This window comes from Streptosporangium sp. NPDC000095 (assembly GCF_042899335.1).
Lineage (GTDB): Bacteria > Actinomycetota > Actinomycetes > Streptosporangiales > Streptosporangiaceae > Streptosporangium.
Genome location: NZ_JBIAZS010000024.1, coordinates 86,963 through 107,336, shown reverse-complemented (window position 1 = coordinate 107,336; position 20,374 = coordinate 86,963). Strand labels below are relative to the sequence as shown.

Here is a 20,374-nt window from a genome sequence, read left to right as displayed (position 1 = left end):
AGTTCGTCGAGCTCAGGGATACGCGGGCCACCGACGCCGTTCGCGCGCGACTGCGCCGATCCCCCGGCATTCATACCGCGCTGATCCCCGGCTTCACGAGGGGGCGTCCCGGCGCAGGTCGCGGACCTCGGGGCGTCGCTGGAAGCCGGCCGACCCGTAGGTGGCGACGGCGCCGACATTGGAGCTCGGGGTGATGACGGTCGCGCTCGACGAGCCCAGCTTCCTGAGGGCGGCCGCCGCGGCGAGGGTGATCGCGTGGCCGTGGCCGTGGCCACGATGGTCGCGGTGCACGCCCATCGGCTCCAGCAACCCGGGCTTACCCGGACCGGCCGACCACACCGTCACCGCCGCCACCGCGTCGCCCCGGTCGTCGTACGCGACCAGACACCGTGCGTCGGCGTACGGCGGTCCGGCCGCCATCGCGTGCCAGCGCTCTTCGGTGAACGTCGACCCGTCGAACGACGCCCGCTGTACGGCGGCCCGCACGTGCGCCCGCTCCGGTCCGATCACCTCGATCCGCACGCCCGGGTCCCGCACCGGCTCCGCGAGGTCGCGGCGCAGCGGCGTCCACGGCTCGCCGGCGCTCCAGCCGTTCCCGGACAGCAGGTTCTGGACCAGCGCGCGCATGGGCGCTTCGACGTTAGCTCTCCCCTCGGGCAGTACGCCGCGCTCCGGCTCGGTCATGTCCGCGACCAGCCGCCGCGCCAGCTCCTCGTCGCACCGGGCGTCCGGCGCGATCGCGAGCCGCAACACCCCGGGGCCATCCAGCAGCCCGACGGCGAGAATGCGTCCGTCTCGACTCCAGGTCCGCACCGCCGCGGCCGCCGCCTCCGCGCCGAATCGCCAGAACCAGCCCAGATCTCCCGGGTGTGGTTGCGGTGGCGCCTCGTCGTGCTGCCAGTCTCGCAGCACGTCCACGACCGCACTCAGCCCGTCGACTCCCGGCTCACCCGGCACGATCGCCATGGCCCCGATCACACCCCACCGCACCGGTGGTCCGCACCTGGTTTTCCGCCGACGTGGTGGGTCGGAACGTCAGGGAGGCGACGACGGTGTTCTCAGTGTGTTCCGCAGAATTGTCATACGGGAACCACGGTCACTACACCTTCGAGTCCTTTGAAGTCGCGATGGTCGCGCTTTCAGGGATCGCCGTCTCCGGCGCGTCCTCCGTGCCGAAGAACTCGTCGGCCTCCTGGCGCATGCGCTCGTAGTCCACCCGCGGTAGTCGGCGATGGCGGGCGACCAACTCCTCGGCGGTCAGGCGCCGCCTGCGGGCAAGGGGCCGTAATTCGGCGACCTCGATGCCGTTGCGGGTGATGCGGTAGACCTCACCCGCCGCCACCGCGTCCAGGACGGTCGCGGAGTTGTCGCGGAACTCGCGTTGGGTAATCGTCTTCACCCGTTCAGTGAAGCCTTTCCGTGTCTCGACGTGCTACGTCATCTCGAAAGCGGTGAGATGTCGATCATCGTCCCGACCTGAGGCGCGTGAGCGGTGTCTCCCGGATCGACGGTGCCCACCACCTCGTGAAGCGAGCGGTCTTTCCACGGCCGTCCATGGAACGTGATCGATAATCGCTTGACTCTCCAGTCGCTGGAGACTCCAGCCTGGGGCGCATGGATTCTGTTACGCAGGAGATCAACCGCGATATCTATGGAATGCCCGCCTTCGTCACGGTGACCGTCGCCGACCTCGATCGCACGGTCGACTGGTATGTGAACGGGCTGGACTTCATCTCGCTTTTCACCGTCCCCGGACCCGACGGCAACCCGGTGCTGGTGCACCTGCGCCGCTGGCGCTACCAGGACATCCTGGTGCGCCTCGGCGAAGCGCCCGCCGGTGGCGATTGGACGATCAGCATGATGGCCGCGCTGGAGCAGCTCGACGGGCTCGCCGAGCGGGCACGCGCCCACGGCGGCGGCATCGTCGAAGGTCCCTTCGACACGCCGTGGAACACCAGGGATCTGCGCGTCACCGACCCGGACGGCTACACCGTCGTCTACACCGCACGGCGCGCGGAGGGCGAGCGCGACGCGCGGTTCACCGCGATGATGGAGGAGGAGGCGCGCCTGCAGCTCGGCGACTGAGGCGCGCTTGGTCGTTCTCCCCGGCTGTCCCCGTATGTCCCCGGTATCCCGGCTATCCCTGTTTCGCGATGAACTCGCGCAGCCAGTGGAAGCTCGCCTTCTCGGTGCGGGCCTGGGTCTCGTAGTCGACGTGGACGAGCCCGAATCGGGCGGCGTACCCCCGGGCCCACTCGAAGTTGTCCAGCAACGACCAGCAGAAGTAGCCGCGCACGTCCACGCCGTCGGTCATCGCGGCGCGGATGGTGGCGAGGTGGTCGCGCAGGAAGTCGACGCGACCGGTGTCGTCGAGGGTCCCGTCGTCGCCGTAGCCGTTCTCGGTGATGAGGATCGGCGGCAGCGCGGGGTAGCGCCCGGTCAGGCCGAGGAGGGTCTGGTGGAGCCCTTGCGGCTCCACCGGCCAGCCCAGCCCGCTCGTCCTCGCGCCGTCGGGGGTGACGCCGCGCACCCCGAGGTCGAAGGCGGAACGCAGTGCGGGGTCGGTCTGCTCGTACGGCGCCGAGGCGGCGTGGATGCGGTAGTAGTAGTTGACGCCGAGGAAGTCCAGCGGCGCGCTGATGACCTCCAGGTCGCCCTCGCGGCGGAAGGAGAAGTCGCTGAGGGCGCCGAAGGTCTCCTCCATGTCGGACGCGTAGGCGCCGAGCAGCAGCGGGTCGGTGAACTGCCGGTTGACCAGCAGGTCCATCCTGCGCGCCGCGTCGGCGTCGGCCGCCGAGCCGGTCGCGGGCACCGTGGGCGACATGTTGAGCGTGATGCCGACCTGCTCTCCCTCGCGCGCCCGCGCCCGCAGCCTGGCCGTGGCGAGGCCGTGGCCCAGCAGCAGGTGGTGGGCGGCGGCGAGCGCGCCGTGGCCCTCGCGTGCGCCGGGTGCGTGGCGGCCTTCGGCGTAGCCGACGATGGAGGAGCAGTACGGCTCGTTCAGCGTGATCCAACGGGACACCGTGTCGCCCAGCGCCTCGTGCGCGACCTCGGCGTAGTCGGCGAAGCGCTCGGCGGTGTCGCGGTCGCGCCAGCCGCCGCGGTCCTCCAGCGCCTGGGGCAGGTCCCAGTGGTAGAGGGTGACGTACGGTTCGATGCCGCGCTCGCACAGGGCGTCGGTGAGCCGCCGGTAGAAGTCGAGGCCGCGCCGGTTCACCCGGCCGTCGCCGTCGGGCATGATCCTGGGCCAGGCCAGCGAGAAGCGGTAGGCGCCGGCGCCGAGCCGGTCCATCAGCTCCACGTCCTCCCGCCAGCGGTGGTAGTGGTCGCAGGCGTGCTCGCCGCTCTCGCCCCTCGCCACCGCGCCGGGGACGCGGCAGAACGTGTCCCAGATCGAGGGGCCGCGCCCGTCGGCGTCCACGGCGCCCTCGATCTGGTAGGCGGCGGTGGCCGTCCCCCACACGAACCCGGCGGGAAAGGGCGTACGGTCCTGGGTCATCCCTTGATCGCTCCTGACATGATTCCCCCAATGATCTGACGGCCCAGCGCGGCGAAGACCGCCACGATCGGCACGATCGCGAGCACGGTGCCGGTGAGCACGAGCGCGTAGTCGGTGGTGTAGCCGCTGGCCAGGCTGGAGAGCGCGACCTGGACGGTCGGGTTCTCCGGCGTGAGGACGACCAGCGGCCAGAAGAAGTCGTTCCAGGCATGCATGAAGGTGAACAGGCCGAGCACGGCGGTGGCAGGCCGGGCGGCGGGCAGCACGACGTGCCAGAACAGCCGCAGCGTGCTGCACCCGTCGATGCGGCCGGCCTCCAGCAGCTCGTCGGGGATGGCGCTGGAGAGGTACTGGGTCATGAGGAACACGCCGAACGCGGTGACCAGGCCGGGCACGATCACCGCCCCGAGCCTGCCGGTCCAGCCGAGCTCCGCCATGAGGATGTACAGCGGGATGATGCCGAGTTGCTGCGGCACGGTGGTGGTGGCGATGGCCATGACGAGCAGCACGTTGCGTCCGCGGAAGCGCAGCTTGGCGAAGGCGAAGCCGGCCAGCGTGGAGAACAGCACGACCGAGACGGTGACCGAGCCGGAGACGAGGAAGGAGTTGAACATCGCCTGGCCGAACGCGGTGGTGTCGAAGACGCGGGCGATGTTCTCGAACAGGTGGCCGCCGGGGGTGAGGACCGGCGGGACGCTGGCGATGACGTCGTTGTCGTGGGAGGCCACGGCGAGCGACCAGTAGATGGGAAAGATCGAGCCGAGCAGCACGGCGACGAGCGCGGCGTAGGTCCAGAACCCCGCCCTGTGGGGGTTCAGTCCGCGTCGGACGGCGGTGAGGGGTGCCATTCAGCTGCTCCTGATCCTGCGGGTGACGGCGAAGTTGACGAGCGCCATCACCACGATGATCACGCAGAGCGTCCAGGCGATCGCCGAGGCGTAGCCGAACTCGTACATGCTGAAGCCCTGCTCGTAGAGGTAGAGGCCGACGGTCTGGAACTGGCGGTCCGAGCCGCCGGTCGGGTTGCCGGTGCCGGCCTGGAACAGCAGCGGCTCGGCGATGATCTGGAAGCCGCCGATGGTGGACACGACGGCGGTGAAGATGATCGTGGGGCGGAGCATCGGAATGGTGATCTTCCGGAATTGGGTGAACTGGCTCGCGCCGTCCAGCCGGGCCGCCTCGTACAGGTCCTCGGGGATGGTCTGCATGGCGGCCAGGTAGATGAGGGCGTTGTAGCCGGTCCACCGCCAGATGACGATCAGCGAGATCGCGACGTGTGAGGAGAGCGTGCCGGCCTGCCAGTCGATCGGATCCAGGCCCACCAGGCCGAGGCCCCAGTTGACCATGCCGAAGTCACGGCCGAAGAGCTGGGTGAAGATGATCGTGACCGCGACGATCGAGGTCACGTTGGGCAGCAGAACGCCCATCCGGAACAGCGTGCGGGCGCGCAGCCTGCGGTTGAGCATGTGCGCGAGGAACAGCGCGGCCAGCAGCTGCGGCACGGTGGAGAGCAGCCAGATGCTGACGGTGTTGAACAGCGCGTTCCAGAAGTAGTCGTCGGCCAGCAACTCGGCGTAGTTGGCCAGTCCCACCCACTCGCGCTCCGGGTCGAGCAGGTTCCAGTCGGTGAGGGAGACATAGGCGGTGTACAACAGCGGGAACATGCCCACCGCGCCGAACAGCAGGAAGAACGGGGCGATGTAAAGGTACGGCGAGCCCTTGACGTCGAGCTGGTAGGCCCAGCGGCGCCGGGGCCCTGATCTGACGGGGGTCACGGTCGACTCCTCGGGGGAAGGGGGCGCGACGGCGGGCTCTCCCCTAAGCCCTAAGCCCGCCGTCGCGCGGCTCTCACGGATCGATGCGCGGCGTCACTTGCCGATGCGCTCGACGTCCCCGAGCATCTGCGTCCACGCCTCGTCGCCGTTCTGCTTGCCCTCCTCCACACGGTTGATCGTGTCGCGGATGGCGGTCTGGATGTCACCGGCCCTCGGGCCCTGGTGCTGCGGCTTGAGGTTGAGGGCGGCGGTGGTGAAGATCTGCCCGATCGGCGCGTCGTTGAAGAACTCGTGCTTGAGGCCGGTCACCTCGGGCTTTTCGTAGGTGGCGACGGTGGAGGGCAGGATGCCGTGCTTGCTGAACACCTCGATCTGCTGTTCGGGCGCGGTGAGCCAGGCGATCAGCGCCACGGCCTCCTTCTGGTTCTTGCTCTGGGCGGGGACGGTGAGGTAGGAGCCGCCCCAGTTGCCGCCGCCGCCGGGGATGGCGGCCACGTCCCACTTCCCGGCGAACGCCTTCGCCTGGTCCTGGATCTTGGCGAGCATCCAGGCGGGACAGGCGATGGTGGCGAACTGGCTCTTGGCGAAGCCGGTGTTCCACGCGGGCGAGCTGCCGACGAGCTTGGCCGACTGGCCGTCGGCCACGGCCTTGAGCACCTCGTTGTAGGCGGAGCGCACGGCCGGGTTGGTGGCGACCACGATGTTGTCGTCGGCGTCGTAGTAGCCGGTCTCGGCCTGGCCGATCATCGCGTTGAACACCTGGGGGCCGCCGTCGAAGAACGCGGCGCCTTCCGGCTTCTTGGCGGTGTAGCGCTTGCCGGTCTCGAAGTAGGAGGTCCAGTCGGGCCAGAGCTTGCCGACCTCCTCACGGTCGGTGGGCAGGCCGGCCTTCTCGAACAGGTCGCGGCGGTAGCACATGGCGAGGCCGCCGACGTCGGTGCCGTAGCCGATCTGAGCCCCCGACTTGGCCAGCGACGCCTCCCACTTCCACGGCAGCCAGCGGTCCTTGAGCTGGTCGGCGCCGTGCTGGCGCAGGTCGACGAAGTGCTGGGGCTGGTTCCTGAACTGGGCGATGAAGCCGGTGTCGATCCCCTCGACGTCGGCGGTGCCGGCGCCGGTGGCGAGGTGCGCCGCGAGGTTGCGGTGGTGGTCGTTGTACGCCGACGTTCTCTCGACGATCTTGATGTTGGGGTGGGCCGCCTCGTACTTGGCGTAGAGCTCCTTGAAGCCCATGTTCCCGAACAGGTTGAGGGTGAGGGTGATCTTGCCGTCGGTCGGCGTGGAGCCGGTGGAGGTGGAACCGCCGCACCCTGCGGCGAGCATGCCGATGGCGAGCACTCCGGCGGCGAGACGGATTCGTTCAGCAGACACCTGGGGCTCCTTCTGGGGGAGAGGAAGGGTGGCTGCGAGATGCGATGAGCGGGCCGAGCCCCGTGGCAGCGGTGTGGCATCGGCCTGTCAGTGGGATATTTCACAGAACGCCGCCACTTGATGTCAAGTCACGGAAACGTCACGCGCCTGAAACCCGAAATGGTGGGTTGACACGATGCGGCCTCTCGCATAACTTCCATGCAACCGGTTACATGAAACCGGTTTCAGCGAGATGCGATAACGTACGCCCGTGGCAACGATTCGAGAGCTGGCGCGCCTTTGCGGGGTGTCGTCGGCGACTGTCTCCCGCGTTTTCAACAACCCCGAGGTGGTGAACGCACAGACCCGCGAGCTCATTCTCAGCACCGCGGCACGCATCGGATACCTGCCCAACGAGTCGGCACGCACCCTGGCCACCAAGAGATCCCGCATGGTCGGCCTGATCTGGGACACCGACCACCGCCGTCCCGGCTGGCGGCACCCGTTCTTCCAAGAGATCCTCATCGGGCTGAAGACCGCGCTGAGCGAGCGCGGTTACCACCTGCTCATGCTCGCCACCAGCGAGGACGGCACGCCCGACGACTTTCTCCGCGCCGTGCGCAGGCACAACCTCGATGGCGTGGTCTTCATCGACAACGGCAGGGACGACCCCTCGCTCCAGCCGCTGGCGGCCTCGGAGGTGCCGTGCGTCTCCCTCGACCGGCCCATCGAGGGACCGCGGACCACCTACGTGACCTCGGACAACGCGGCCGGGGCGCGCGAGGCGGTCCGTCACCTGCACGCGACCGGGCGCCGGGTCATCGCCACCATCACCGGCCCGACCCGCACCAGGCCGGGCGCGGAGCGGCTGCGCGGCTACCTGGAGGAACTGGCCGCACTCGGCCTGGCGCACCGCCCCGAGCTCGTCGTCGAGGGCGACTTCTACCTGTCGAGCGGGTACGCGGCGATGCGCGCCCTGCTGGAGCTGGAGGAGCCGCCCGACGCGGTGTTCGCCGCGGGCGACGAGATGGCGATCGGCGCGCTGCGGGCCGTGACCGAGGCGGGGTTGAAGGTGCCCGAGGACATCGCGCTGGTCGGGTTCGACGACATCGAGCTCGCCGCGCTGGTGCCGCCGGGGCTCACGACGCTCGCCCAGGACAAGGCCGGCTTCGGTACGGCGGCGGCCGCGGCGGTCATCACGATGATCAACGAAGACGTCACCCCTCCTTCGCGCCTCCTGCCCACCACCCTTGTCGTCCGCGGCTCCACCGGCCCCGACCCCCGTTTCTGACCGCGATCGCCGGTGCGGGCACCGACGGCACCTGGATCCGCCTGACCTCGGACGACACCGGCTGAACCAGTTGAAGGAAGCGTACGTTTGTGGGGCATGAGACTACGAACGGCCCTGCTCGTCGCGCTGTTGTCACTGACCGCGGCATGCGGGGGAGCGGAATCGGATATGTCGGCTGTCGCGGCTGACGGCGGGCCGGCGAAGCCGGTCGCCCTGTGGGGCGCGGAGGGCGGGTTCGTGACCCCGACCACGAACGTGCTGCGTCCGCCGAGGGTGGTGCTGTACAGCGACGGCCTGGTGATCGTCGACGCGAGCAGGCAGTTGAAGCTCACCGATGCGGAAAGGGACGAGACGGTCGCGTCGATGGAGAAGTACCTCACCGGGCAGTCGCCGACCGCGGAGCCGAGATCGGGTGCGCCGGCGGTGACGGACGTGCCGACCACCGTCTTCGGGGTACGGGGGAAGGACGGAAAGATGTTCGAGGTCCGGGTCCCGGCCCTGGAGCAGGTCGCGGACTTCTACCCGAAGGCGCTCTTGGACGCGAAGAAACTGATGGAGGGCTTGGCGGCCCGGGCGGAAGCGGGCACCGACTACGTCGCCACCCGCGTCCGAATGGTCGTCGAAGCGGCCGGGTCGGCGGAGGGGAGGCCGGCGCCGTGGCCCGCGGAGGTCCCGGAGCCTTCGGGCACGGTGGACCCGGTGTGGCAGAAGGACATCGAGGGGGCGGCGGTGAGCGCGATCGTCAAGGCGGTGCCCGCCGGGCAGCAGTACGAGCGGTCACTCTTCAAGACCGGCTCGGGAACGCTCTTCCTGCTCTCCTGGCGATACCTGCTGCCTGACGAGTAATCCCACGAGAGCGACGGCGGGTCCTTGTGGATGGCGAAAGGGCCCGCCTTCAGGCGATTCTCTGGCGTTGTTAGCGCTAACTTTCCGCCTTTCGACCGTGCTTTGTTCTCTTTCGAGCGGGTTGTGGTGGTGGAGGGAAGCAAACCTCAGGCGGGAGGGGCTGTCAAGAACCCCGTGCGCGCCGGGCCGGGAGGAAGGTGGGGTGCGCCAGCCTGTTCGGCATCTCGTGGGGTGGCCGTACCTGGTCGGAGAGGGTGCCTCGCTGAAAGTTTCATCGGCGATGTCGTGGCTCGGGTGGCGGCGGCGCGGCTTTCGGTGGGATCGGGCGGTGTCGGAGCAGGTCCGTGGCACTCGTGTCATACAGGTTAACCGAAAGTTTCTGGGAGACCTTGACATATTTCGTCAACGTTTCCAGACTGAGTCCCCGAGACGGTCTTCCTGCCAGTCGGTGGTGCGCGGCAGAGATCGTCGTCCGCGACGCCTCAGTGGTGTGCGTTCCCCGGCGAGGAGCGCGGCGTCGGTCCATGGGATGTCCCCCCGTTTTCCCCGCTTTCCATGACCAAAATCTGGAGGCTCAGTTATGGGCACAAATGCCATTCCCCCGCCCGGAACCCGGCGACCCCTCGGTGGTCTCCGCCGGACCCTGGTCGCCGGTGCCCTCGGCACCCTCGTGCTCGGCACGTTCGCGGCGGTGACGGTTCCGGGTTCGGCCGGCGCATCGAGCTCCGCGAGTGCCGCGGCGACCACGCTCGGCGCGGCGGCCCAGCAGAGCGGTCGCTACTTCGGCGCCGCGATCGCCGCGGGCAAGCTCGGTGATTCGCAGTACACCACGATCGCGAACCGTGAGTTCGACATGATCACGGCCGAGAACGAGATGAAGATCAACGCCACGGAGCCGAACCAGAACCAGTTCAGCTTCACCAATGGCGATCGCATCTACAACTGGGCGGTGCAGAACGGCAAGCGGGTGCGCGGGCACACGCTGGCCTGGCACTCCCAGCAGCCGGCCTGGATGGAGAGGATGTCCGGCAGCAGCCTTCGCCAGGCGATGATCAATCACATCAACGGTGTGATGAACCACTACAAGGGCAAGATCTACGCCTGGGACGTGGTGAACGAGGCCTTCGCCGACGGCAACTCCGGCGGACGGCGTGACTCCAACCTGCAGCGCACCGGCAACGACTGGATCGAGGTCGCCTTCCGCACCGCGCGGGCCGCGGACCCGGCCGCCAAGCTCTGCTACAACGACTACAACATCGACAACTGGAGCTGGGCCAAGACCCAGGCCGTCTACAACATGGTCCGTGACTTCAAGCAGCGCGGCGTGCCGATCGACTGTGTGGGCCTGCAGTCGCACTTCAACAGCCAGAGTGCCTACAACAGCAACTACCGCACCACCATCTCCAGCTTCGCGGCGCTGGGTGTGGATGTGCAGATCACCGAGCTGGACATCCAGGGCGGTTCTGCCCAGACCTACGCCGCGGTGGTCAACGACTGCCTGGCGGTGGCGCGCTGCACCGGCATCACCGTGTGGGGTGTGCGCGACAGCGACTCCTGGCTGGGCGCCAACACCAGCCCGCTGCTCTTCGACGGCAACGGCAACAAGAAGGCCGCCTACACCTCGGTGCTGAACGCGCTCAACGCCGCGAGCCCGAACCCGAACCCCACCCCGACGGTGACCCCGACGGTCACGCCCACGCCGGGTACCTCGTTCCGGCTGCGTAACGAGGCGGCGGGAAGGTGTGTGGACTCGCCGAACAGCGCCACCGCCAACGGCACCCAGCTGCAGATCTACGACTGCCACACCAACCCCAACCAGCAGTTCACCTACACCTCCGGCAGGCAGCTTCAGATCCTCGGCAAGTGCCTGGACTCCCCGACCGGTGCGGGCTCCGGCGCCCGTGTCCAGCTGTACGACTGCCACAGCGGCAACAACCAGCAGTGGAACCGTAACTCCAACGGCACCATCACCAGCGTCGCCAACAACCTGTGCCTCAGCGTCACCGGCACCGGCAACACCTCCGGTGTGACCATCGCGAGCTGCAACGGCCAGTCCACCCAGAGGTGGAGCAGCTAGGACGGGATGCTCAGGAGACCCTGACACCACCCGGCACGTGAGCTCCTCGGAACCGGGGGAGCGGCGTCACGGCACGTGACCAGGATCCGATGAAATCGGCACGGCGGGCTCGGTACAAAACCGAGCCCGCCGTGTCGCGTGGAGGGCGTTCACGTCCGGAGAGGTGAGCCCCGCCTGCTCGGTGCGGGTCTGTGCGTCGTGGTCGACACGGACGAACCTCGGCCACCGAGGCGGCCCGTGTACGGAACGGCGCCGGTGGCACTACGCTGCCGTGTCGTGCTGGAGACCCGCCTCGACACCGCTCGGATCCGGGCGGCTCGCCATGTGATCGACCCGGTTTTTCTCGACACCCCGCTGTACCGCTGCGAGGCGCTGGAGCCCGGCCTCGGGTGCGCGGTGAGCGTCAAGCTGGAAACGGCGAACCCGGTGCGCAGCTTCAAGGCCCGCGGCACCGAGGTGATCGCGAGCCGGCTCGCCGACGAAGGACCGCGGGCGGCGGTGTGCGCCAGCGCGGGCAACCTCGGCCAGGCGCTCGCCTGGTCCGGGCGCGGCAGAGGGCTCGACGTCACCGTCGTGGCCTCCCGTTTCGCGCCCGCGGTCAAGCTTGATCGCATCCGCGCGTTGGACGCGAGACTGGAACTGGTGGACGGCGACTTCGACACGGCGCGTGAGCGGGCCGTGGCCATCGCGCGCCACGACGGCATCCGGCTGGTCGAGGACAGCCTGGACATCGAGACCTGCGAGGGCGCGGCGACCATCGGCCTGGAACTGGTGAACACCGCACCGTCGTTCGACGCCGTCCTGATCGCCCTCGGCGGCGGGGCGATGGCGACCGGTGTGGGGCATGTGCTGAAAGCCCTCGCGCCCGGAGTCGAGGTGATCTGCGTCCAGCCGCTGGGCGCACCGGCGATGACACACTCGTGGCGCCAACGCCGCGTCGTCACCACCGACTCGACCGACACCATCGCCGACGGCGTCGCCGGTCGGCGTCCCATCCCCGAGGTCCTGGACGACCTTCTCCTCGTCGCCGACGACGCCGTCCTCGTCCGGGAGTCGTCGATCATCGCCGGTATGCGGATGCTCCTCGACCACGCCGGCCTCGTCGTCGAACCGTCGGCCGCGCTCGGCGTCGCGGCGATCCTCGAAGACCGTGACCGTTTCGCGGGCCGCCACGTGGTCACCGTCGTGTGCGGCGGCAACGTCGACATGAACGCCTATCACCGCTGGATCGGCGCGGCTCCCATCCGCGGATCGTGACGACCGCTCGTACGTCCCCGGTTCGCCGTCGCTGCGGAACCGCGCGACCGGCCGCCACGACTTCACCGTCCGGGAGCGGGACGGTTCGGTCACTCAGGCTCTTCGCGTCGGTTGATCGGGCTCTTCGCGACCGACGGATCCTGTTCCTTCGGTGTGGGAGGACGCGGGATCCGGAGTGGCGGGAAGGACCACTCGGAAGGTGGCGCCTTCGGCGGGGACCGTGCGGAGTTCCACGTGGCCGCCGTGGGCGGTGACTATGGAGCGGACGATGGCCAGGCCCAACCCCGTTCCACCGTCCGGGGTACGGCTGCGCGAGCCGTCCGCGCGATAGAAGCGGTCGAACACCCGGGCCGCCTGCTCGGCGGTCATTCCAGGACCCGCGTCCTCCACCACCAGCACGGCCTCGTCTCCGACCGTGCCGACGCCGATCCGCACCGGGGTGCCCGACGGGGTGTGGGTGACGGCGTTGCCGACGAGATTGGTCACCACCTGCCGCAGCCTGGCCTCGTCACCGTGGACCGATGCCTGCGTGGGAGGGCCGCCGTCCGGGCCGGTCAGGGTCACCTGGCGGGTGGGGTCCAGGGTGCGCAGGTCGTGGTGGGCGTCGGCGGCGAGAGTACGGAGGTCCATGAGCGCCAGGTCCATCGGCAGGGCGCTCTCGCCCTCGTCCAGCCGGGCCAGCAGGAGCAGGTCCTCGACCAGCCGGGCGAGACGTCCCGCCTCGCTCTCGATACGGCTCATGGTCCGGTCGACGTCGGGCAGGCCGCCCATCCGGTGCAGCTCGGAGAAGCCCTTGATCCCGAACAACGGTGTGCGCAGTTCGTGGCTGGCGTCCGCCACGAAGCGCCGCAGCCGGGCCTCCGACTCCTCCCTGGCGGCGAAGGCCGTCTCCAGCTGGCCGAGCATGCCGTTGAGCGCGGTCGACAGACGGCCCACCTCCGTGCCGGGCGCGGCGGGCTCGGGAACCCTCCGCGACAGGTCGCCCATGGCGATGGCGGCCGCGGTCTCCTCGATTCCGCGCAGTGGTCGCAGCCCTCGGCGTACGGCGAACCAGCCGATGACGGCGAGCAGGGTCAGCAGGACGACCGCGGTGACCAGGCAGACGAGGCTCAGCCGGACGAGGGTGGAGTTCACGCCGCTCAGCGACGCGGCCACGACGACGCCGCCGTTCTCCGAGGAAGGCGCCGGTCCCGCCGGAGGCAGCCGCGGCGAGGCCCGTGGCAGCACGATCACCCGCCAGCCCGCCGAGCCCGCCTGCCCCGGTGCGTCGAAGGGGTGCCCGCCGAGCCGGGTGACGGCCTCGGCGTCGAGTGTTGGGAGCCGCGGGCTCTGCCTCTCTCCCCGTGCCGAGAGGTTTCTCCGCTGCAGGGTCGTACCGTCCGGGGAGAGGGAGGCGATGTACACCTGGTCGACCAGACCCATGCCCGGGATCCGGAGGGCCCCTGTGCCCTCCGCGGAGACGGGCGATCGAACCAGCTCGGGGGGGACGCGCGAGAACAGCGTCGCGAGCGGTAGCAGTTGTTCGTCCAGCCTGCTGACCAGGTGGGAGCGGAGGGTGGCGATCGCGACCATGCTGCTCACCACCAGGCCGGTCGTGAGCAGGGCCATCGTGATCAGCAGGAGGCGGCCGCGGAGCGAAAGGCCCCTCGGCCGCCGTCCCGGTTTCCCGGAATCCGCGGGTACGGCCGCACCCACGATCATGACCTGGGTTTTCTCAGTACGTATCCGACGCCGTGCATGGTGTGGACGAGCTTGGGCTCGACGGTGTCGATCTTGCGCCGGATGTAGCTCACGTAGGTGTCGACGATGCTGGAGTCGCCCGCGAAGTCGTACCGCCAGACGTGCTCCAGGATCTGGGCCTTGGAGACGACCCTGCCCGCGTTCAGGATCAGATAGTGCAGCAGCCGGAACTCGGTGGGCGACAGGCGTACCGTGTGACCGGCTTTCCGCACCTGACGGCCGTCGGGATCGACCTCCAGATCACCCACCCGCAACGTCCGGTCGTCGGGGAGAAGTCCCGTGCGGCGCAGGACGGCCTCGATCCGGGCGAGCAGCTCCTCCAGGTTGAACGGCTTGGTCACGTAGTCGTCACCGCCCAGCCGCAATCCATTGACCTTGTCCTCCGCCGCGTCGCGGGCGGTGAGAAAGAGGACGGGGATCTGGCCCGGCCGACCGCCGCCCAGCGGCCTGGGAAGCTCCCTGAGACGGCGGATCACCTCGAAGCCATCCATGTCGGGCAGCATCACGTCGAGGAGGACCAGGTCCGGTGGTTCGTGCCGGGCGGACTCCAGGGCCTCGGATCCGGTGGCGGCGGCGCCGACCGTGTAGCCGGCGAAGCGCAGGGTGGCCGACAGCAGCTCCCGGACCGTGGGCTCGTCGTCGACCACCAGCAGCCGGTACGTGTCCATTCGCCTTCTTTCACCAGCCGGCATCTTCCGGACGTGCTCCCCTCGTCTATCAGATGTCCCGCGAGCGGAACAGGGTGAGCGCGGCGAGCAGCAGGGCGAGCACGGTCGTGGCGAGCACGGTGAATCCCAGGGAGGGCGAGAGGGCGCCGGTGACCGGGCTGGGGGTGAAGAGGGTCATGCCCGCGGCGGTCGGCCAGTAGGTCAGGACCCACCTGGCCAGCCAGTCGGGGAAGAGGGACGCCATCGCCGGTAGCAGCAGCAGGAACGATCCGAGGGCGGTCGCTCCCGCCGTTCTGCGGATCAGGAACCCCATCGCGACGCCGTACAGGCCGATCAACGTCAGGTACAGGCCCGCGCCGACGATCGCGCCCGGCACGCCCGGATCCGTGAGGGTGACGCTCGGAACGCCCTGGGCGGTGAGCGTCGCCTGGCTGATCAGGAAGGATCCGAGAGCGATGAGCGGCCCGCAGGGGAGCAGGATCAGGGCGACGAGGGCGGCCTTGCCCGCGAGGAGACGCCCCCTTCGCGGCACGACGGTGGCGCTGGTCCGCATCGTTCCGGAGGCGTACTCGGAGGTGACGGCGAGCACGCCCGTCGCGCTGACGAGCAGCTGCGCGAGGAACAGGCCGCGGAACGCGGTCACGACGGGGTCGAAGGACGCCTGGTCCTCGGCGGAGGCGCCCAGGTAGGCTCTGCCGTTCGCGGTGCCGAACAGGAAGCCGTAGAAGAGCGCGGTCACGAACGCGCCGGCCAGCACGTACCCGGTGGCGCGGATGGTGCGGAACTTGGTCCACTCCGAGCGCAGGACGGTGGAAAACACGGTGGAGGACCCGGTGGAAGTCTCGGTGGAGGACCCGGTGGAGGACACGGTCATCGCCCGGCTCCCTCGACGGAGCCGAACTCCACGCTGTCACGGGTGAGCTCCATGTACGCCTCCTCCAGGGAGGTCCGGTGCGGCGTGAGCTCGTGCAGCACCACTCCGTGAACCATCGCGATCTTGCCGATCTCCGGGCCCTCCATTCCCGTCACCACCAGGGCGCCTTCCGTGCTCGGCCGTACGGTCGCGCCGGCGTCGCGCAGCCGGTGGGCGAGTTCCTCCGCGTCGGGGGTACGCACCAGGACGGTCCCTCGCGAGTTCGACCGCATGAACGCCTCAAGCCCGGCGTCGGCGATCAGCCGGCCGCGGCCGATGACGATCAGATGATCGGCGGTGAGCGCCATCTCGCTCATCAGGTGGCTGGACACCAGAACCGTCCGGCCCTCGGCGGCGAGTTCCCGCATGAGGGTGCGGATCCACACGATGCCCTCGGGGTCGAGCCCGTTGACCGGCTCGTCGAACATCAGCACCTCCGGATCCCCCAGCAGGGCGACGGCGATGCCGAGCCGCTGGCCCATCCCCAGGGACAACCCGCCCACTCGCCGACCGGCTGCCGCGTGGAGGCCGACGAGCCCGAGCACCTCCTCGACCCGGCTCCGCGCGATGCCGTTGCTCTGGGCCAGGCACAGCAGGTGGTTGAACACGCTCCTGCCCGGATGTGCCGCGCGGGCGTCCAGCAGCGCCCCCACCTCGTGCATCGGTGCGGGAAGGTCCGCGTAGCGGCGCCCCCGGATCGTCGCGGTCCCGCTCGTCGGCGTGTCGAGGCCGAGAATCGCCCGCATGGTGGTCGTCTTGCCCGAGCCGTTCGGGCCGAGGAACCCGGTGACCACACCCGGCCTGACATCGAAGCTCAGGTCGCTCACCGCCGCCACCTGGCCGTAGTGCTTGGTCAACCTCCGTAACTCAATCATGTGACCGAGCCTGGACCAGTCGGCTGCGCGATCTCGGAGAGGATCTGTGAGCCTCCTGTGAGCTTTCCGGCCCGCGAGGCCGCCCAGGTGGCGCTCGGGTGGTGCCCGGGCGGTGCTCGGGGCGGGCCGGGGTCGGAGCTCACAGGATATTCACACCGGGTGGAGGGCGGCGGTTCCCCGGTCGCCGCCCTCCACCGCTACCGCAGGCTCACCACCGGCTCACGAAACGACGGGACGTGCCGTCGCCTGCCGGTCCGGGGGTCACCGTGACGCCTCGGTCAGTTCCGGGGACGTCCGAGGTGCGTCGGCCTTTCCCAGGCGGCTGGGCCACCAGGCCCGCGCGCCCAGCTCGCGTACCAGCGCGGGGACGAGCAGGGAGCGCACCACCAGGGTGTCGAGCAGGACGCCGAAGGCGACGATGAAGGCGAGCTGCACGAGGAAGGTGAGGGGGATCACCACGAGCGCGGCGAAGGTGGCGGCGAGCACGACACCCGCCGAAGTGATCACTCCGCCGGTGGTGACGAGCCCGCGCAGCAGACCCTCTCGTGCCCCGTGGTGCACGGTCTCCTCGCGCACCCTGGACATGAGGAAGATGTTGTAGTCCACCCCCAGCGCGACCAGGAAGACGAAGCCGTACAGCGGCACGGACGCGTCGCCGTCGGTGAACCCGAACACGTGCGTGAAGACCAGCGTGGAGACGCCGAGGGTGGCGAGGAAGTTCAGCGCGACGGTGGCCACCAGGAGCACGGGTGTCATCAGCGAGCGCAGCAGGACGACGAGGATGAGCAGGATGATCACCAGGACGACCGGGATGATGAGCAGCGTGTCGTTCTTCGCGGTCTCCGTCGTGTCGTACCGCTGGGCGCTGAAACCGCCGATCAGGACGTCGTTCTCGGCGGCGAAGGCGGCGCGCAGGCGCTTGACCGTGTCCTGGGCGGCGTCGCTGTCCGGGGCGTCGTTCAACGTCGCCTCCACCAGCACGAGCCCGTCGACGATCTTGGGGGTGTCGTCGCCCGGCCGTCCGCTCTCGGGCACCGTCGCGGCCTCGGACACGCCTTCGACACCGCGTGCCGTCTCCTCCACGGCCTCGGCACGCTCCGAGGGGGCGACGATGACCGCGGGCTGCCCCGAGCCTCCGGGGAAGTGCTCGCTCAGCGCCGCCTGTGCCGCCACCGAAGGCGCGTCGTTCACGAAGGTCTCGTCCAGCGGCACACCCCTCGCGCTCAGCTGCGGCGCGAAGAGGGCGAGGGCGATGAGAGGCAGGATGGTGGCGATCCAGAGCCGGCGCGGATGGCGGTCGACCACGGCGGCCACGCGGTGCCAGATCCCGCGTGCCGTGCTGTCGGCCGGACGCGGCTTCGACGGCCACAGGGCGGCACGGCCCAGCAGGATCAGGGCCGCCGGCAGGAAGGTGAGCGCGCTGAGGGCGGCGCACGCGATGCCGATGGCGCCCACCGGGCCGAGCGCGCGGTTGTTGGTCAGGCCGCTGAGCAGCAGCGCGAGCAGGGCGAGGGCCACCGTGGCGGCACTGGCGACGATCGGCTCGAACGAGCGCCGCAGCGCGACGCGGCCCGCGGCGAAGCGGTCGCCGGTCGCGGCCAGTTCCTCGCTGAAGCGGGCGGTGAGCAGCAACGCGTAGTCGGTGGCCGCGCCGATGACCAGGATGAACAGGATGCCCTGCACCTGACCGTCGACCCGGACGATGTCGCGGTCGGCGAGGAAGTACACCACGGCGCACGCCAGGCCGAGCGCGAAGATCGCGCCGCCGATGATGACGAGAGGTAGCAGAACGCTGCGGTACACCGCGAGCAGGATGATCAGAACGGTGGTGAGCGCCACCCCGAGAAGCAGGCCGTCGATCCCGGCGAAGGCGTCGGACAGGTCGGCCCGGCTCGCCACGGGACCCGCGAGCTGGGCCCGCAGGCCGTCGACCGCCACCGCAGAGCCGACCCGGTCCAGGACCTCTCTGAGCGAGGTGTCGAGGTCGGGGCTGAGCTGGACCACGCCCTGCAGCGCCCGGCCGTCCTCGGAGGGGATGGAGGGCGTGGGCGTCCCGACGACGCCGTCCGTGCCGCGCAGCGAGGCGAGCGCCTGGGTCGCCGCGGTGTTCTGCTCGGGGGTGATGTCGCCGCCGTTCGCGGTCCACACCACGATGAGCGGCTGCGTCTCGTCCTGACGGAACTTCTCCTGCGCCTCCAGGACGCGTGTCGACTCCGCGCTCTCGGGCAGGAAAGCGGCCTGGTCGTTGGTGGACACCTCGGTGAGCTTGCCGGCGAACGGCCCCAGCCCTCCGCCGATGCCCAGCCAGACCAGCACCAGCAGCGCCGGCACAAGCCAGCGGATCGGTCGCCGCCCCATGACATCACCTTTCCATGACGTACGATAACTCAATCATCGAGTATCTCAATAATTGAAGTAATGTAGCATGGCGTCATGAACGGCGACAGCGGGGAGGGCATCGACCGGCTGGCCTTCGCGATGCGACTGCGAAGGATGACCGCCGAGTTCAACCGCATCGCCCACGAGTTCGCCCACCAGCACGGGCTGCACCCCACCGACGTCCAGGCCCTGATGAAGATCTTCGACGCTACGTCGCCGATCACCCCGAGCCGGCTGGCGGAGCAGCTGAACCTCACCTCGGGGGCCGTCACCGCGTGCCTCGACAGGCTGGAACGGGCCGGGCACATCCGCAGGGTTCGCGACGTGCACGACAGGCGCGTGGTTCACCTGCACTACCTCGACGCCGCGCAGGAGTTCGCCGCGGTCTTCTTCCGCCCGCTCGGCCACAGCACGGACAAGGTCCTGCGGCGTTTCAGCCCGGAGGAACTGCGCACCGTGGCCACCTTCCTTGACGCGATGAACGAGGAGCTCGACGTGTTGCGAGCCGCGCCGGGTTCTCACTGACCCGCTCTTCGAGCGCGAGGGCCCGGCGGTTGCGTACGGCGTCGGTCTTCTCGTTCGTCGTGGGCGATGGGGGCGGGCGGTGGGTCTCCGGACACCTGACCCGAGGTCGTCCCCGTACGGGGACATCGGCCGGGGCGGCGCCTACGTGCCGGAATCCGGGCTTATGACCTGGGCTCATGGTCTGGGGTCATGCCTTCCGGGCATGGTCCGGGCTCATGACCCGGGTGAGCCAGTCGTCGCGCGTCCGGCGCGCCGCGGCCGAGAGGCGTACCTGCGGATACAGCGCGTCGAAGCCGTGGAAGCCTCCCGCCCAGATGTGGAGTTCCGCCTGGCCTCCGGCCGCCCAGATCCTGGTGGCGTAGTCGACGTCCTCGTCGCGGAAGACCTCGGCGGTGCCGGCGTCGATGTAGGTGGTGGGCAGGCCCGAGAGGTCGTCGGCCATCGCGGGTGAGACGTAGCCGGACACGTCCTGGCCGGTGAGGTCGCCGAGAACCGACCGCCACCCGTACTCGTTCATCTCGCGGGTCCAGACACCGTGCCCGCCGGAGTACTGACGGCTGGAGGTGGTGACGTTGCGGTGGTCGAGCATGGGGCAGATCAGCACCTGGGCGGCGATCGCCGGGGCGCCGCGGTCGCGTGCCATCAGGGTGACCCCGGCGGCGAGGCCCCCGCCGGCGCTGGCGCCCGCGACGACGACGCGGGCGGGATCGATACCCAGGTCCTCGGCGTTCTCGGCGATCCAGAGCAGGCCCTGGTAGCAGTCCTCGACCAGGGTCGTGCCCGTCGCCTCCGGCGCGAGCCGGTAGTCCACGGAGATCACGACGGCGCCGAGCAGGTCGATCCAGTCGAGGGGGATGTCGATCTGCGAGAAGCGATCCCCCATGATCATCCCGCCGCCGTGGATCCAGTAGACGCACGGTGCCGCCGCGGTGCGGTCGGTCCCGGCGGGACTGATGATCGACAGCGGGAGCATCGTGCCGTCCGGAGTGGGGACGGTGACCTCGCGCCGGTCGACGGCGCGGCCTTCGAGGAGGGTGTCGATCGGCGTCTGCGGGTACTGGCGCAGCTGGGCGAGCACCTCGGGGCTGAGCGGGGGCATGGGCGGCATCTCCGCGAGCAGCGCGCGCAGTTCGGGGTCGAGGTCGGGGCGTACCGATGTCATGGTGAGTTCCTTTCGCG

Annotated in this window: 18 protein-coding genes; 6 read left to right on the top strand and 12 right to left on the bottom strand. The window is 69.6% G+C overall.

Translation table 11 applies throughout. The annotated features are described in order from the left end of the window. Window positions 1–93: 93 nt before the first annotated feature. Both ACFY3V_RS36565 and ACFY3V_RS36560 read right to left on the bottom strand, forming a co-directional pair. Window positions 94–966, bottom strand: coding sequence for a GNAT family N-acetyltransferase (locus tag ACFY3V_RS36565; RefSeq protein WP_389779822.1), 873 nt, complete (start codon window positions 964–966; stop codon window positions 94–96). A 133-nt stretch (window positions 967–1,099) separates the two neighbouring features. After that, complete coding sequence (locus ACFY3V_RS36560; RefSeq protein ID WP_389779820.1) at window positions 1,100–1,399, bottom strand: type II toxin-antitoxin system Phd/YefM family antitoxin; 300 nt, start codon at window positions 1,397–1,399, stop codon at window positions 1,100–1,102. A 215-nt stretch (window positions 1,400–1,614) separates the two neighbouring features. Here ACFY3V_RS36560 and ACFY3V_RS36555 point away from each other — a divergent pair, with 215 nt between their 5' ends. Continuing rightward, window positions 1,615–2,085, top strand: a complete 471-nt coding sequence (locus ACFY3V_RS36555) for a VOC family protein (protein WP_362907435.1) — start codon at window positions 1,615–1,617, stop codon at window positions 2,083–2,085. A 52-nt stretch (window positions 2,086–2,137) separates the two neighbouring features. Here ACFY3V_RS36555 and ACFY3V_RS36550 read toward each other — a convergent pair whose 3' ends face one another. The 4 genes from ACFY3V_RS36550 to ACFY3V_RS36535 all read right to left on the bottom strand — a co-directional run bounded on the left by ACFY3V_RS36550 (window position 2,138) and on the right by ACFY3V_RS36535 (window position 6,645). After that, window positions 2,138–3,499, bottom strand: a complete 1,362-nt coding sequence (locus ACFY3V_RS36550; protein ID WP_389779818.1) for a GH1 family beta-glucosidase — start codon at window positions 3,497–3,499, stop codon at window positions 2,138–2,140. Beyond that, complete coding sequence (locus tag ACFY3V_RS36545) at window positions 3,496–4,347, bottom strand: carbohydrate ABC transporter permease (protein ID WP_362907431.1); 852 nt, start codon at window positions 4,345–4,347, stop codon at window positions 3,496–3,498. The genes ACFY3V_RS36550 and ACFY3V_RS36545 overlap by 4 nt, the downstream gene beginning before the upstream one ends. Then, on the bottom strand, window positions 4,348–5,274 hold the full coding sequence (locus ACFY3V_RS36540; protein ID WP_350941327.1) for a sugar ABC transporter permease: 927 nt from the start codon (window positions 5,272–5,274) through the stop codon (window positions 4,348–4,350). It lies immediately after the preceding gene. Window positions 5,275–5,367: 93 nt separating this feature from the next. Then, entirely contained in the window at window positions 5,368–6,645 is a 1,278-nt protein-coding gene (locus ACFY3V_RS36535) for an ABC transporter substrate-binding protein (protein WP_350941326.1), read from the bottom strand. 250 nt (window positions 6,646–6,895) lie between these two features. Between ACFY3V_RS36535 and ACFY3V_RS36530 the strand changes: the two genes are divergently transcribed. The 4 genes from ACFY3V_RS36530 to ACFY3V_RS36515 all read left to right on the top strand — a co-directional run bounded on the left by ACFY3V_RS36530 (window position 6,896) and on the right by ACFY3V_RS36515 (window position 12,095). Further along, a complete protein-coding gene (locus tag ACFY3V_RS36530) occupies window positions 6,896–7,915 on the top strand; it encodes a LacI family DNA-binding transcriptional regulator (protein ID WP_350941325.1) in 1,020 nt (339 codons plus the stop codon). Between the two features lie 96 nt (window positions 7,916–8,011). Continuing rightward, a complete protein-coding gene (locus tag ACFY3V_RS36525) occupies window positions 8,012–8,761 on the top strand; it encodes a hypothetical protein (RefSeq protein ID WP_362907428.1) in 750 nt (249 codons plus the stop codon). A 580-nt stretch (window positions 8,762–9,341) separates the two neighbouring features. Next, entirely contained in the window at window positions 9,342–10,838 is a 1,497-nt protein-coding gene (locus ACFY3V_RS36520; protein ID WP_389779814.1) for an endo-1,4-beta-xylanase, read from the top strand. Window positions 10,839–11,114: 276 nt separating this feature from the next. Then, a complete protein-coding gene (locus ACFY3V_RS36515) occupies window positions 11,115–12,095 on the top strand; it encodes a threonine/serine dehydratase (RefSeq protein WP_389779812.1) in 981 nt (326 codons plus the stop codon). Window positions 12,096–12,188: 93 nt separating this feature from the next. Here ACFY3V_RS36515 and ACFY3V_RS36510 read toward each other — a convergent pair whose 3' ends face one another. The 5 genes from ACFY3V_RS36510 to ACFY3V_RS36490 form a co-directional block, all read right to left on the bottom strand. Further along, a complete protein-coding gene (locus ACFY3V_RS36510) occupies window positions 12,189–13,703 on the bottom strand; it encodes a sensor histidine kinase (RefSeq protein ID WP_389779810.1) in 1,515 nt (504 codons plus the stop codon). Between the two features lie 89 nt (window positions 13,704–13,792). Beyond that, complete coding sequence (locus tag ACFY3V_RS36505) at window positions 13,793–14,503, bottom strand: response regulator transcription factor (protein ID WP_389779808.1); 711 nt, start codon at window positions 14,501–14,503, stop codon at window positions 13,793–13,795. 49 nt (window positions 14,504–14,552) lie between these two features. Continuing rightward, the gene (locus tag ACFY3V_RS36500; protein ID WP_389779806.1) at window positions 14,553–15,377 is read right to left on the bottom strand and encodes a hypothetical protein; all 825 of its coding nucleotides are present in this window, start codon (window positions 15,375–15,377) and stop codon (window positions 14,553–14,555) included. Beyond that, window positions 15,374–16,291 (bottom strand): ATP-binding cassette domain-containing protein, encoded by a 918-nt coding sequence (locus ACFY3V_RS36495; protein ID WP_362906713.1) that lies wholly within the window; start codon window positions 16,289–16,291, stop codon window positions 15,374–15,376. The genes ACFY3V_RS36500 and ACFY3V_RS36495 overlap by 4 nt, the downstream gene beginning before the upstream one ends. 261 nt (window positions 16,292–16,552) lie before the next feature. Next, the gene (locus tag ACFY3V_RS36490; protein WP_362926555.1) at window positions 16,553–18,649 is read right to left on the bottom strand and encodes an MMPL family transporter; all 2,097 of its coding nucleotides are present in this window, start codon (window positions 18,647–18,649) and stop codon (window positions 16,553–16,555) included. 75 nt (window positions 18,650–18,724) lie between these two features. Between ACFY3V_RS36490 and ACFY3V_RS36485 the strand changes: the two genes are divergently transcribed. After that, a complete protein-coding gene (locus tag ACFY3V_RS36485) occupies window positions 18,725–19,195 on the top strand; it encodes a MarR family winged helix-turn-helix transcriptional regulator (protein ID WP_389779803.1) in 471 nt (156 codons plus the stop codon). Between the two features lie 187 nt (window positions 19,196–19,382). Here the strand turns inward: ACFY3V_RS36485 and ACFY3V_RS36480 are convergent, their stop codons facing one another. Next, entirely contained in the window at window positions 19,383–20,357 is a 975-nt protein-coding gene (locus tag ACFY3V_RS36480; protein WP_389779801.1) for an alpha/beta hydrolase, read from the bottom strand. Window positions 20,358–20,374: the final 17 nt, after the last annotated feature.

What these genes read in the sequence shown, in the direction of transcription:
- ACFY3V_RS36495 (WP_362906713.1), bottom strand. Translation starts at nt 16,291, where the DNA reads ATGATTGAGTTACGGAGGTTGACCAAGCACTACGGCCAGGTGGCGGCG.
- ACFY3V_RS36480 (WP_389779801.1), bottom strand. Translation starts at nt 20,357, where the DNA reads ATGACATCGGTACGCCCCGACCTCGACCCCGAACTGCGCGCGCTGCTC.
- ACFY3V_RS36505 (WP_389779808.1), bottom strand. Translation starts at nt 14,503, where the DNA reads ATGGACACGTACCGGCTGCTGGTGGTCGACGACGAGCCCACGGTCCGG.
- ACFY3V_RS36510 (WP_389779810.1), bottom strand. Translation starts at nt 13,703, where the DNA reads ATGGCCCTGCTCACGACCGGCCTGGTGGTGAGCAGCATGGTCGCGATC.
- ACFY3V_RS36485 (WP_389779803.1), top strand. Translation starts at nt 18,725, where the DNA reads ATGAACGGCGACAGCGGGGAGGGCATCGACCGGCTGGCCTTCGCGATG.
- ACFY3V_RS36545 (WP_362907431.1), bottom strand. Translation starts at nt 4,347, where the DNA reads ATGGCACCCCTCACCGCCGTCCGACGCGGACTGAACCCCCACAGGGCG.
- ACFY3V_RS36550 (WP_389779818.1), bottom strand. Translation starts at nt 3,499, where the DNA reads ATGACCCAGGACCGTACGCCCTTTCCCGCCGGGTTCGTGTGGGGGACG.
- ACFY3V_RS36555 (WP_362907435.1), top strand. Translation starts at nt 1,615, where the DNA reads ATGGATTCTGTTACGCAGGAGATCAACCGCGATATCTATGGAATGCCC.
- ACFY3V_RS36520 (WP_389779814.1), top strand. Translation starts at nt 9,342, where the DNA reads ATGGGCACAAATGCCATTCCCCCGCCCGGAACCCGGCGACCCCTCGGT.
- ACFY3V_RS36490 (WP_362926555.1), bottom strand. Translation starts at nt 18,649, where the DNA reads ATGGGGCGGCGACCGATCCGCTGGCTTGTGCCGGCGCTGCTGGTGCTG.
- ACFY3V_RS36525 (WP_362907428.1), top strand. Translation starts at nt 8,012, where the DNA reads ATGAGACTACGAACGGCCCTGCTCGTCGCGCTGTTGTCACTGACCGCG.
- ACFY3V_RS36500 (WP_389779806.1), bottom strand. Translation starts at nt 15,377, where the DNA reads ATGACCGTGTCCTCCACCGGGTCCTCCACCGAGACTTCCACCGGGTCC.
- ACFY3V_RS36565 (WP_389779822.1), bottom strand. Translation starts at nt 966, where the DNA reads ATGGCGATCGTGCCGGGTGAGCCGGGAGTCGACGGGCTGAGTGCGGTC.